The sequence below is a fragment of the Roseicyclus amphidinii genome (genome assembly GCF_030163755.1).
GTDB lineage: Bacteria > Pseudomonadota > Alphaproteobacteria > Rhodobacterales > Rhodobacteraceae > Roseicyclus > Roseicyclus amphidinii.
Map to the genome: position 1 here is coordinate 179,590 of NZ_JASJOE010000001.1, position 12,051 is coordinate 191,640.

The following is a 12,051-nucleotide window of genomic DNA, read 5'->3' on the forward strand; positions in this document are numbered from 1 at the left end:
GCGCGCCGGGGCCGGGCCGGGCTACGCCTGTCGCGCCGGGCAAAGGAGGGCAGGATGGAGACGATTTCCGAGAACCGCTGTTTCGGGGGCACGCAGGGCGTCTATCGCCATGCCTCGGACGCGCTGGGGTGCGAGATGACCTTCGGCCTGTTCCTGCCGGCCGAGGCCGATGACGGCCCGGTGCCCGTGCTGTGGTATCTCTCGGGGCTGACCTGCACCCATGCCAACGCGATGGAAAAGGCTGGCGCGCAGCAATGGGCCGCCGAGCAGGGGATCGCGCTGGTCTTCCCCGACACCTCGCCCCGCGGCGCGGGCGTGCCGGATGACGCGGCCTATGACCTGGGCCAGGGGGCGGGGTTCTACGTGAACGCGACGCAAGACCCCTGGGCCGAGCATTTCCAGATGTGGAGCTACGTGACCGAGGAGCTGCCCGGCCTGCTTTTCGCGCGCTTCCCGCTGGACGAGGCGCGGCAGGGGATCACCGGGCATTCGATGGGCGGGCATGGCGCGCTGACCATCGCCATGCACTTCCCCGACCGGTTCGCTTCCGTTTCGGCCTTCGCGCCGATCTGCGCGCCCTCGGACAGCGACTGGGGTCGCAAGCAGTTCACCGCCTATCTCGGCGAGAACACCGCGCTTTGGGAGGCGCATGACGCGACCATGTTGATGCGTGAGCGGGGCTTTCCGGGGCCCATCCTGATCGACACCGGCACGGCGGACCAGTTCGGCGACCTGCTGAAGACCGAGGCGCTGGCCGAGGCGATGGCCGCGCGCCGCCAGCACGCGACGCTGCGGATGCAGCCCGGCTATGACCACAGCTATTACTTCGTCTCGAGCTTCATGGAAGATCACGTGAGCTTCCACGCCGAGGCGCTTTACGGGGTGAGCGAATGACACCGGAAGCCGTGATCTTCGACATCGGCAACGTGCTGATCGAATGGCAGCCCGAACGCTATTACGACCGCGTCTATGGCGAGGATCGGCGGCGCGCTTTGTTCGACGCGGTCGATCTGCACTGGATGAACGAGCGTGTGGACCGCGGCGAGCCCTTCCGCGAGGTGATCTACGAGACCGCCGAGGCGCATCCCGAGTGGCGCGCGGAGATCCGCGACTGGCACGACAGCTGGATCGAGCTGGCCACGCCCGTGATCGACCATTCGGTGACGCTGCTGCGCCGGCTGCGCGCCAAGGGCGTGCCGGTGCATTGCCTGACGAATTTCGGCGTCGAAAGCTACGCCTATGCACAGACGCAGTTCGATTTCCTCAACGAGTTCGACATCGAGTTCGTCTCGGGGCGGATGCAGGTGACCAAGCCCGACCCCCGCATCTACGAGATGGTCGAGGCGGGCGTCGGCGTCCCGCCCGGTGCGATTCTCTTCGCCGATGACCGCGACGCCAATATCGCCGCGGCCGAGGCGCGCGGCTGGCAGGCGCATCTGTTCGACGGGCCCGAGGGCTGGGCCGCGCGGCTGGTGGCGGCGGGGCTGTTGACGGCAGAGGAGGCGGCGGCATGAACGTGCGGATGATCGGACCCGAGGCCGAGGCGCAGCTGGACTGGCTGGCGCTCTGCCGGGCCATCGAGGCGGGCCATGCCCTGCCGCGGGCAGAGGTGGCGGACACGTTCCTCTATCGCGGGGCCGATACGCTGCTGAGCCGCGCGGCCTGGATCGACGGGCTGGGGCAGCTGGTGAAGACGGCGACGATCTTTCCCGGCAACGGGGCGGTCGGGCTGCCCACGGTGAACGGGTCGGCTGCTGTCTATTCGGACGGCGACGGGACGCTGTCGGCGATCGTGGATTTCCACCTGCTGACCAAATGGAAGACCGCCGGTGACAGTCTCTGCGCGGCGCTCAGGCTCGCACCGAAAGGGGCGGAGACGATCCTGATCGTCGGCGCGGGCACGGTCGGCCGGTCGCTGCGCGCGGCCTATGGCGCGGGCTTTCCCGGCGCGCGGTTCCTGGTGTGGAACCGGACGCGGGCGGGGGCCGAGGCGCTGGCGGCGGGATGGCCCGACACCGAGGTGGTGGACGACCTCGAGGCGGCGGTGGGGCGTGCGGATATCGTGACCTCGGCCACGATGGCGACCGAGCCGGTGTTGCGGGGCGACTGGCTGCGGGCCGGGCAGCACATCGACCTGATCGGGGCCTACCGGCCCGACATGCGCGAGGCGGATGACGAAGCTTTGCGGCGCGCGCGGGTCTTCGTGGACAGCCGCGAGACGACGCTGGGCCATATCGGCGAGCTGAAGATCCCGCTGGAGGCGGGGGTTCTGACCGAGGCTGACGTGGTGGCGGAGTATTACGACCTGCCGTCGGGCGCGTTCGCGCGCGGATCGGAGGACGAGATCACGCTGTTCAAGAACGGCGGCGGCGCGCACCTGGACCTGATGGTGGCGCGCTACATCCTCGACGCGGTGAGTTGAGCGGTTTCGCCCGCTGCCGCGGGCGACCCGCGCGCCGCTGGCGCGGCGCGGGTGCGAATTTTCATACGAAAATTCAGGCTGTTGCGATGGCCGGGCCCCGGTCCTTGAGCGGGGTTTCGCGGATCGGCAGGTGGACCACGGCCGAGAGCGCCCCGACCCCGACGCCGATCCACCAGACCGCCGTGTAATCGCCGTAGACATCGTAGAGCGCGCCGCCCAGCCAGACGCCGAGGAAGCTGCCGAGCTGGTGCGAGAAGAACACCAGCCCGTAGAGCGTGCCCATGTAGCGCAGCCCGTAGATGTAGCCGACCAGCCCCGAGGTGAGCGGCACGGTGGCGAGCCACAGCGCGCCCATGACGATGGAGAAGGCGATGACCGTCTCGGGCGTGATCGGCAACACGATGAAAAGCCCCGCGGCGAGGGTGCGGCCGGTGTAGATCGCGGCCAGCAGGTACCGCTTGGGGAAGCGGTGGCCGAGCCAGCCCGCTGTGATCGTGCCAGCGATATTCGCCAGCCCGATCAGCGAGATGGCGACGGCGCCGAGCGCCGATGTGGTCGTGATCCCGATGCCGTGCAGCAGGGAGCCGGGGGCGATGGGGCCGCAGAGCTCGGTCACGAAGGCGGGGAAATGGGCGGTGATGAAGCCCAGCTGGTAGCCGCAGGAGAAGAAGCCGATGAAGATCAGCGCGAAGGAGGGATCGCGGATCGCCTTTCCGACGATCTGGCCCATGCTCTCCTCGAGGTCGGCTTTCGTCGCGCGGGCGGGCGCGCGCAGGAGGGGCAGCGCGAAAAGGCTAGCGAGGATCATCGCGGCGAAGATCAGGAAGACGGTCTGCCAGGGGAAGATCGACAGAAGCCCCTCGGCCAGCGGTGCGCCGAAGACCTGACCGGCGGAGCCCGCCGCGGTGGCGATGCCGAGCGCCATGGAGCGGTTTGCATCGGATGCGGCGCGGCCGACGATGGCGAGGATCACCCCGAACCCGGTGCCCGCGATGCCGAAGCCGACAAGGATTTCAAGGAGTTGGTGCTGTCCGGGCGTGATCGCGTAGGCTGAGAGGACAAGGCCCGCGGCATACATCAGCGCGCCCAGCACGATGGCTCGCCTGTCGCCGAAGCGTTCGGCGATGGCGCCGAAGATCGGCTGGCCGATGCCCCAGGCGAGGTTCTGGATGGCGATGGCGAGCGAGAATTCGGCGCGGAGCCAGCCGAAATCCTCGGCGATGGGGATCTGGAAGACGCCGAAGCTGGCGCGGATGGCGAAGCTGATCATGATGACCAGGCAGCCGCCGATCAGGACCGGGGTGAACACATTGTCTTGTCGGGTCATGTCGCACCTGTTCCTGCCGCGCGCTGCAAGATGCAAGGGGCGCGCGGGCGCGTCAATTCAGGCTCTGTCATGAGGCAGTCAACGGGTGCTTAACGTCCGGCGCGAAGGGGTGTAGGCAGGCGCGCATGGGACAGCATCTGCAAGCGATCTACGATACGCGCGTGGCCGAGGGGCTGCTGCGCCCGGACCCTGCGCAGAGGGCGGCGCTGTTGCGGCTGGAGGCGCTGCGGGAGCGGCTGGAGAACCGTCCGCCGCCGCGCTCGGGGCTGTTGGCGCGGTTCCGAAAGCCGGAAGTTCCGCAAGGAAAACAAGGGGTTTACCTGTGGGGCGGGGTCGGTCGCGGCAAGTCGATGCTGATGGACCTGTTCTACAGCCATGCGCCGACGACGCAGAAGCGGCGGGTGCATTTCCATGCCTTCATGCAGGAGGTGCAGGCGGCGCTGCACGAGGCGCGCAAGACCGGGGTGGATGACGCGATCAAGCCGGTGGCGGAAGACATCGCGCGCGATCTCAAGATCTTGTGTTTCGACGAGATGCAGATCACCGATATTGCGGATGCCATGATCGTGGGGCGGCTGTTTGAGCGGCTCTTCGCGGCGGGCGTGGTGATCGTGACCACGTCGAACCGGCATCCCTCGGACCTCTACAAGGATGGGCTGAACCGGCAGTTGTTCCTGCCCTTCATCAGGCTTCTGGAGGAGCGGTTGGAGGTCGATCAGCTGGAGGCGATGACCGATTACCGGCAGGATCGGCTGGCCGGGGAAACGGTTTATTTTCAACCGCTTGGCGCAGATGCGACGCGGGCGATCAACGAGATCTGGCGCGACCTGAGCGGCGGGCGGGAGGAGGAGCTTTGCCTCGAGGTGAAGGGGCGCGAGGTGCATCTGCCGCGCTACTGGGCGGGGATGGCGCGGGCGTCGTTCTGGGACCTTTGTGGGCAGCCGCTGGGGCCTGCGGATTACCTGGCGCTGGTGGGGGCGGTGAAGCTGCTGGTGCTGGAAGGCATCCCGCGGCTGGACGCGACAAAATTCAATGAAGCCAAGAGGTTCGTGACCCTCATCGACGCGCTTTACGAGGGGCATGTGCGGCTGATCTGCTCGGCCGAGGATGAGCCGGAGCGGCTATACCTCGAGGGGTCGGGGAGCTTCGAGTTCGAGCGCACCGCCAGTCGCTTGCGCGAGATGCAGGGGGCCGATTGGGGCACGGGGCGCGACGGGCTGGGGTGATCCGGGCCACCGGTGCACAGGGCGTGCACACCGCGTACACATCCCGTGCATACGCCGATCCGCTGGCTCTCGCGTTGACGCCGGAGGCCCGTCCGCTACTGTCCTGACGACAAGTCCTGTTCCGAGGTGTTTCCATGACGACCCTGACCCGAACCGTGCGCATTGCCGCGCTGACCCTGCCGATGATGCTTCTGGCCGCGCAGGCGGGCGCGCATGTGGGCGAGGGGATCAACACCGGCTTCGCCAGCGGGTTCTGGCACCCGATCTACGGCTGGGACCATGTCGTCGCCATGGTGGCGGTCGGCCTGTGGGGCGCGTTCCTTGGTGCGCCCGCGATCTGGATCCTGCCGGTGGTCTTTCCGCTGGTCATGGCCTTCGGCGGGGCGCTGGGCGTGATCGGCGTGCCGATCCCGATGATCGAGACGGGCATCGCGCTGTCGGGCGTGGTTCTGGGCCTGCTGATCGCCTTTGCCGTGCGCGCGCCGATCTGGGTGGCCGCGGTCATCGTGGGGGTCTTCGCCATCTTCCACGGCCACGCCCATGGTACCGAATTGCCCGAGGCGTTCAGCCCCTATGGCTACGCGGTGGGCTTTGTCGTCGGCACGGGCCTGTTGCACATGGCCGGTATCGCGCTGGGCTTCCTGACGAAATCCGAGGCGGGCAAACTGGCCGTGCGGGGCGCTGGCGGGGTGATCGCGCTGGTGGGCGCGACGTTCCTGTTCGGGCTGGCCTGAGCGCCTTGCGCCGTATCCTGACACTGGCGGCGGCGGGGGTTTTTCCCGCCGGACAAGCTGCCGCGCACGCCTTTCAGGGTGGGGCGGATGGTTATGCGCAGTTCGTCGAGGGCGCGTCGGTCATCCTGACCTATCCCGGCATCCTGCTGCCGATCCTTGCCTTGGGCGTGGCGATCAGCCTGTGGGACACCGAGGGGCTGCCGCGGGTCTGGCCCTTTGCGCTGGCGGGGCAGGTGCTGGGCATCTTCGCGGCCTCGGTCGTGGGGGTCTGGGTGGCCGTGGCCTTCATGGCGCTTGGCGTCGTGGTGGCGGGGCTGGCGGCGCTTTGGCCTGCGAGCAACCGGGCGGTGATCACGGGATTGGCCGGGTTGACGGGCCTTGGTGCGATAGCCGCCGCGCTGGAGGGGCACGGGCTGTTCGAGTTGCCGGTGATGATTCACCTCGGGATTCTCTTTGGCGCGAACCTTGTGCTTGCCGCGGCCTCGGGCGCGTCGGCGCTGGCGATGGAGCGGGTTCCGGCGGAGTGGATGCGGATCGGCTGGCGGGTGGTGGCCAGCTGGATCGGGGCGATCCTGGTGCTGTTCCTTGCCTTCGCGCTGCGAAGCGGCGTCAGCTGACCGGGACGACCGGGTCGCAGTTCAGGCGGACGTCCATCGGAAAGGCCCTGAGCGGCGTGAACGGGTCGATCGAGCTTTCTTCGACCCAGCGGTTGTTGATGCAGACATCCTGCGCCCAGTTGCCGCCGTTGAAGCCGAAGCCGCCGTCCGCGCCGCAATTGTTCACCTCGCCGTTGGCGTTCCATTCCTGGTAGGTCTGCTGGCTGCGGCTGCCGCCGGTGGGGAACCGAAGGGAACGGGTGTCGAAGCTGAGGGTCCAGGAGGTTTCCGGCGTCGCCATGTCGAGCGACCAGAAGCCGACGGGCACGCCATCCTTGTAGCCCTGGATGCGGAAGCCGGTGACCTGCCGTTCGGAAATGATGTCTGTGTCGAGCAGCGTTTCGGGAAACTCGATCATGCCCTCCATCGTGTAGCCGTTCGCGCCGATCCAGCAGAACTGGAACCGGGCGGTGTCGGCGGCGGCGGTCTGGGCCGCGAGGAGGGTCGCGGCGGTGGCGAGGGTGAGGCGTTTCATACCCCCGAGTGTGGGGGCCGCCGCGCCTGCGTCAAGGGCGGTCAGCCGTTCTGTTTCAGGATCTCGCCCGCGAGATAGAGGGAGCCGCAGATCAGGATGCGCGCCTGCGGGTCTTGGGCGGTGATCGCGGCGAGGGCCGCGGCGACGCTGTCGGCCTCATGCGCCGGGAACCCGGCCTTGCGCGCGGCGGTGGCGGTTTCCGTGGCGCTGAGGGTCGCGGTCTGGCCGGGGATGGAGACGGCGTGGAGGCTTTGGGCCACCTTGGCGAGCGGTTCCATGTAGCCGGTCACGTCCTTGGTGTTGAGCATCCCGCAGATGAGATGCGTGGGCCGCTTCGGCATTTCGGCCAGAAGGGCCGCGATGGCGCGGGCGGCGTGGGGGTTGTGGCCGCCGTCGAGCCACAGCTCGGCCTGCGGTGCCGCCTCGGTCAGTGGGCCGCGGCGCAGGCGCTGCATGCGGGCGGGCCATGTGGCGTTGGTCATGGCGGCCTCGAAGGCCGTGTCGGGTTGGCCGAGGGTGCGGAGTGCTGCCAGCGCGATGCCGGCGTTCTCCACCTGGTGTGCGCCGAGAAGGGCGGGTTTGGGCAGGTCGAGAAGGCCGGTTTCGTCCTGGAAGATCAGGCGGCCGTGTTCCTCCCAGACGTGCCAGTGCTGGCCGTGGGCGAAGACGGGGGCGTTCAGGCGGGCGGCCTGAGCCTCGATCACCTCCAGCGCCTCGTCCTGCTGGCGGCCGACGATGACGGGGACGCCGCGCTTGATGATCCCGGCTTTCTCTGCGGCGATCTGGGCCAGCGTCTCGCCGAGATATTGCTGGTGGTCCATGTCCACCGGCGTGATCACGGTCAGGGCGGGGCGGTCGATGACATTGGTGGCATCGAGCCTGCCGCCGAGGCCGACCTCGAGCAGGGTGTAATCGGCGGGCGTTTCGGCGAAGGCCACGAAAGCGGCGGCGGTGGTGATCTCGAAATAGGTGATCGGGTCGGGGCCGTTGGCGGCAAGACAGGTGTCGAGCGTGCGGGACAGGGCCTGTTCCTCGATCAACTCACCAGCCACGCGGATGCGTTCGTGGAAGCGCGCGAGATGCGGCGAGGTGTAGGCGTGGGTGGTGAGACCCGCGCCTTCGAGGCCCGCGCGGATCATGGCGAGGGTAGAGCCCTTGCCGTTGGTGCCCGCGATATGGATCACGGGGGGCACGCGCCGCTCGGGGTGGTCGAGGGCGGCCAGGATGCGGTGCATCCGGTCGAGCGTCAGGTCGATGATCTTGGGGTGAAGCGACATCATCCTCTCGAGGAGGATGTCGGAGGACAGCGCGCTCACGGCTTTTCCGCGGCCTCGGGTTCGGGGGAGGTCGGCGGCGCCTCGTCCGGGGCGGGCAGGTCGCCCGCGACGGCGGGGGGCAGGCCGGTCAGCATCCGGGTGATGGTGATCAGCTCGTCGCGCAGCTGCGCGCGGGGCGTCACGCGGTCGAGCATGCCGTGGTCGAGCAGGTATTCGGCGCGCTGGAAGCCCTCGGGCAGTTTCTCGCGGATGGTCTGTTCGATGACGCGGGGACCGGCGAAGCAGATCAGTGCGTTGGGCTCCGCGATCTGCACGTCGCCCAGCATCGCGTAGGAGGCCGTGACGCCGCCGGTCGTGGGATGCGTAAGCACGACGATATAGGGAAGCCCCGCTTCCTTGAGCATCTGGATGGCCACGGTCGAGCGCGGCATCTGCATGAGGCTGAGAATGCCTTCCTGCATGCGCGCGCCGCCCGCGGCGGAGAACAGGATCAGGGGGCGTTTCAGCGTCACGGCGCGTTCGCAGGCGGCGACGATGGCGTTGCCCACATACATGCCCATGGAGCCGCCCATGAAGCTGAAATCCTGCGCGGCGGCCACGACGGGGGTGCGGCCGATCTCGCCTTCGGCGACCAGCATCGCCTCGACCTCGGCGGTGGCTTTCTGCGCGGCGCGCAGGCGGTCGGGGTATTTCTTCTGGTCGCGGAACTTGAGCGGGTCGTCGATGGGCTTGGGCACCGAGACCTCGGCGAAGATGCCGTTGTCGAACAGCGCCTCGAACCGGGCGCGGGGGGTGATCGCCATGTGATGCCCGCAATTGGTGCAGACATTCAGCGCCTCGGCCAGCTCGCGGTGAAACAGCATCGTGCCGCATTCGTCGCATTTGGACCACAGGTTCTCGGGCATCTCGCGGCGCGAGAAGATCGAGTTGATCCGCGGGCGGACGTAATTGGTGATCCAGTTCATCGACGCGCTGCCCCTCGGCCGTTTCGGGTCAGCGTCGAGATATGGGAAGCGGGGCGCACATGCAATGTTTCTCAGGGCGCGACCCACTGGCCCTGCCAGCCGTCCGAGGCGCGGTAGAGCGCGCGGATATGTGGCGTGCCGAGGTGGAGGATGTCCAGCTCGGCCAGGGTGCAGGTGATCCGGGCAAAGCGGGCGGGGCCGCCCGTGGGCCGCTCGCCGGGGGTGTCGATGGGCGTGCCGGGAACGGTGCCGCTGTAATTGGCCTGCGCCTCCGCCGGAAGGCGGGCGAAGAGGGCGGGGTCGCCGGGCAGGATCGCGGCCCGCGCGCGGGCGCGGATCTGAAGCTGGGGCTTCGGCAGCCAGACATGGAGGGCCGCGCGCGGATCGGCGGCGATCTGCAGGGCCTTGGGGCTGGCGGCGTCGGTGAACAGCTCGAGCGTGGCGGCAGCGCGGTCGGCCCCGCGCAGGACCAGCGTGCGCAGCTCGGGCCCGTCCGGGCCGAGGGTGGCCAGCGTGGGGTGGCGTGCGGGGTGTTTGCGGTCGGCCACGCCGCGGGTGAGGTGGGACCAAGCCGTGTCGAACAGGCCCGACAGGGTCGTTTCAGTCATATCCCGTCATCTCCAGGTAGCCGCGTCCGGAGTGGCTTCCGGAAAAGCGGATCGGCCCCTCCCAATAGCTGACCGAGACATCCATCCAGCTTTGCGGGTTGAGGGGGGTGGTTTCGATGTCGATCCCGCGGGCGGGCAGTTCGATGCGCCATTCGGTCGGCACGTCGCGGCCTTCCACCTCTGTCACCGCAAGCGGTGTCATGGTCAGCGCGCCGTCGGGATAGGCCGTTGTCGTGCCGTTGGGCGCGATCCAAGTGGCCGAGGTGAAGACGCCGCCGCCGCCTTCGCGGAGCGCGAAGCCCATCATCCGCGCGCCATCCGCGAACTGGAGCGAGACCCAATCCCAGCCCTCCTGCGTGTTGGAGAGCGGTTGCGAGGACCATTCGCGGTCAAGCCACGCGGTGCCGGTGACGGGCACCGCGCCGCCGGGCAGCTCGAGGGTGCCGGTCACCTCGTAGAAGGGTTGCGAGTAGTAATAGCTCGCCTGCCCTTCGGAGGATTTCACGGAGTAGCCGCCGTCGCCGTGAAAGACGAGCGGGCCGGTCGCCGACAGGTTCAGGTCATAGGCGAAGCCCTCGCCGCGGGCGGTCAGGGTGAGCGCGTCATAGGCATCTTGCCCCGTTGCGGCGGTCGAGGTCATGGCCCAGTCGTCGATCCATGCGGTGAAGGGCGCGGCTGTGGCGCCCGCCTGTCCGATGCCGCCGCGCGCGAGGCGTTCGGCGCTGAAATGCGCGTCGGGCGTGGTCAGGCCGGCGTGGCCCATCCAGAGCTGCGTCGCCTCCCACCCGTCGGCGGGGTTGGGGGTGAGCGCGGAGCGGAACAGCGTCCATTGCGCGCCGTAGTCGGTGCCGTCCGGCCCGGTCAGGGTGGCGGTCAGATACCACCATTCGATGCGATAGGCAGGGTGCGGGCCGTGATCGGCGGGAAAGTCGAACTGCGCCGGGCGCTGCGGGATGGCAAAGCCCTCGGCCGCGGTGCCGAGGCCCGCGAACCCCTGCGCATGGAGCGGCCCGGACAGCAGGGCGAGGCAGGCGAGGACGGATCTAGCGTTCATGGGTGAAGACCCCGAGAAAGCGCGATGCCGGCATTCGGGCGAGGCGCAGCGCCGGAAGCGTGGCGGCCAGCGCGGCGGCGACAAGGGCGAGGGCGAGGAGCATCAGCCAGTCGCGCGGGAACAGCTGCATCGGCAGGCGCCAGCCGAAGGCCTCGACATTCACGATGGCCAGCAGCACCCAGGCGAGGATCAGCCCCACGGGCAGGGCAAGGGCGAAGGTCAGCGCGGCCAGGATCAGGCTGCGGCCCAGTTCCGCCCGCGCGAGCTGCGCCCGCGTCAGCCCCAGCGCCCAGACCGGCGCCAGCTGCGGCAGGCGCATGGTGGCGAGCGTGAGAAGGCTGGTCAGAAGGGCGAAGCCCGCCACGCCAAGGGTCAGGACGTTGAGCGCGCCGGTGATGCGAAAGGTCTGGTCGAAGACGTCGAGCGAGAAGCGTTTGACCTGCGCCTGGTTGATGACGGCATCGGGCGGCAGGCCGAAATCTTCGCGCAATGCGCTGGCAAGCGCGGGGGCGTCTGCGGGCGGGACGCGCAGGGCGAAGCGGGTGGCGGAGAGGTCCGGAAACGTCTCTGACAGGCGGTGCAGGGTCACGATCGCCTGCGCCTGCGGGTTGCCGTAATCGGAATAGATCGCGGCGATGGGCAGGGTCAGGCCGGGGGCAAGGTCCAGCGGGTCGCCGAGCGAGAGGTCCGCGAAGCGGGCGATCTGTTCGTTGACGAAGACGGCCTCGCCACTGGCGAGCCTGTCCCATGCGTCGGGGGTGGATTGGAGCAGCGGCCAGTTCTCGCGGAAGGTGGGGTGGTCGGCCTGCCCGAAGAGGTCGCCGGGGCGGCCCGCCAGCGTGACCTCGGCGCTGAGGATGGGCAGGATGGCCGTGGTGCGCGGCTCCAGCCATGCGGTCAGGCGGGCGGCTTCGTCGGCGTCGGCGGCGGTGACGTAAAGCTCGGCCGCGAGGCGCTGGTCGAGCCAGCCGAGGAAGGTGCCCCGGAAACTGCCGACCATGGTGGAGACGCCGATATTCGCGGCGAGCGCCAGCATCAGCGCCATGAGCGCGAGCGACAGGCCCGGCAGTTGCTGGCGCGTGTCGGCGAAGAGCCATTCGGCGAAGGGGCCGCGGGCGCTGCGGCTGGCGAGGCGCAGGATCGTGGCGAGCGCGGCGGGCAGGAGGAGTGCCGCGCCGATCAGGAGGGCGGCGAGCGTGGCGAAGCCGACGAGGAGGGAACCGCCGGTCAGGGCGAGGATGGCGGCGAGGGTCAGCAGGGCCGCGGCGGCCAGCGCCTGCCCGCGCATCGTGCGGCGGGACGCCTGC

General features: G+C 69.0%; 13 protein-coding genes. 6 read left to right on the forward strand and 7 right to left on the reverse strand.

Annotation, left to right across the window (positions count from 1 at the left end):
* Nucleotides 1-54: 54 nt before the first annotated feature.
* Genes fghA through QQK83_RS00885 form a run of 3 tightly spaced genes read left to right on the forward strand, consistent with a single transcriptional unit; the run spans nt 55 to nt 2,422 of the window.
* Nucleotides 55-894 (forward strand): S-formylglutathione hydrolase, encoded by an 840-nt coding sequence (fghA, locus tag QQK83_RS00875; protein ID WP_284260720.1) that lies wholly within the window; start codon nt 55-57, stop codon nt 892-894.
* A complete protein-coding gene (locus tag QQK83_RS00880; protein ID WP_284260721.1) occupies nt 891-1,514 on the forward strand; it encodes an HAD family hydrolase in 624 nt (207 codons plus the stop codon). The genes fghA and QQK83_RS00880 overlap by 4 nt, the downstream gene beginning before the upstream one ends.
* Nucleotides 1,511-2,422, forward strand: coding sequence for an ornithine cyclodeaminase family protein (locus QQK83_RS00885; protein WP_284260722.1), 912 nt, complete (start codon nt 1,511-1,513; stop codon nt 2,420-2,422). Before QQK83_RS00880 ends, QQK83_RS00885 begins: the two co-directional genes overlap by 4 nt.
* A 73-nt stretch (nt 2,423-2,495) precedes the next feature.
* Here QQK83_RS00885 and QQK83_RS00890 read toward each other — a convergent pair whose 3' ends face one another.
* Complete coding sequence (locus QQK83_RS00890; protein WP_284260723.1) at nt 2,496-3,749, reverse strand: MFS transporter; 1,254 nt, start codon at nt 3,747-3,749, stop codon at nt 2,496-2,498.
* Between the two features lie 125 nt (nt 3,750-3,874).
* On the opposite strand from QQK83_RS00890, the gene zapE reads away from it, so the two are divergent.
* From zapE to QQK83_RS00905, 3 genes are all read left to right on the forward strand, one after another.
* The gene (gene zapE, locus QQK83_RS00895; protein ID WP_284260726.1) at nt 3,875-4,975 is read left to right on the forward strand and encodes a cell division protein ZapE; all 1,101 of its coding nucleotides are present in this window, start codon (nt 3,875-3,877) and stop codon (nt 4,973-4,975) included.
* 134 nt (nt 4,976-5,109) lie between these two features.
* Nucleotides 5,110-5,709, forward strand: a complete 600-nt coding sequence (locus QQK83_RS00900; protein WP_284260729.1) for a HupE/UreJ family protein — start codon at nt 5,110-5,112, stop codon at nt 5,707-5,709.
* Between the two features lie 5 nt (nt 5,710-5,714).
* A complete protein-coding gene (locus QQK83_RS00905; protein WP_284260732.1) occupies nt 5,715-6,326 on the forward strand; it encodes a hypothetical protein in 612 nt (203 codons plus the stop codon).
* Here QQK83_RS00905 and QQK83_RS00910 read toward each other — a convergent pair.
* The 6 genes from QQK83_RS00910 to QQK83_RS00935 all read right to left on the reverse strand — a co-directional run.
* Nucleotides 6,319-6,840 carry a hypothetical protein gene (locus tag QQK83_RS00910; protein ID WP_284260734.1) on the reverse strand — a complete coding sequence of 174 codons (522 nt, stop codon included), beginning with the start codon at nt 6,838-6,840 and terminating at the stop codon, nt 6,319-6,321. The genes QQK83_RS00905 and QQK83_RS00910 overlap by 8 nt on opposite strands.
* A 41-nt stretch (nt 6,841-6,881) precedes the next feature.
* Entirely contained in the window at nt 6,882-8,156 is a 1,275-nt protein-coding gene (locus QQK83_RS00915; protein ID WP_284260735.1) for a bifunctional folylpolyglutamate synthase/dihydrofolate synthase, read from the reverse strand.
* Nucleotides 8,153-9,082: an acetyl-CoA carboxylase, carboxyltransferase subunit beta gene (gene accD, locus QQK83_RS00920; protein ID WP_284260737.1), complete on the reverse strand. Its 930-nt coding sequence runs from the start codon at nt 9,080-9,082 to the stop codon at nt 8,153-8,155. Before accD ends, QQK83_RS00915 begins: the two co-directional genes overlap by 4 nt.
* Before the next feature lie 71 nt (nt 9,083-9,153).
* Nucleotides 9,154-9,690 carry a pyridoxamine 5'-phosphate oxidase family protein gene (locus QQK83_RS00925; RefSeq protein ID WP_284260738.1) on the reverse strand — a complete coding sequence of 179 codons (537 nt, stop codon included), beginning with the start codon at nt 9,688-9,690 and terminating at the stop codon, nt 9,154-9,156.
* Entirely contained in the window at nt 9,683-10,744 is a 1,062-nt protein-coding gene (locus QQK83_RS00930; protein WP_284260739.1) for a lipocalin-like domain-containing protein, read from the reverse strand. Before QQK83_RS00930 ends, QQK83_RS00925 begins: the two co-directional genes overlap by 8 nt.
* Nucleotides 10,734-12,051: FtsX-like permease family protein (locus QQK83_RS00935; protein WP_284260740.1), on the reverse strand; the 1,318-nt coding region annotated here is incomplete at its 5' end. The genes QQK83_RS00930 and QQK83_RS00935, both read right to left, overlap by 11 nt.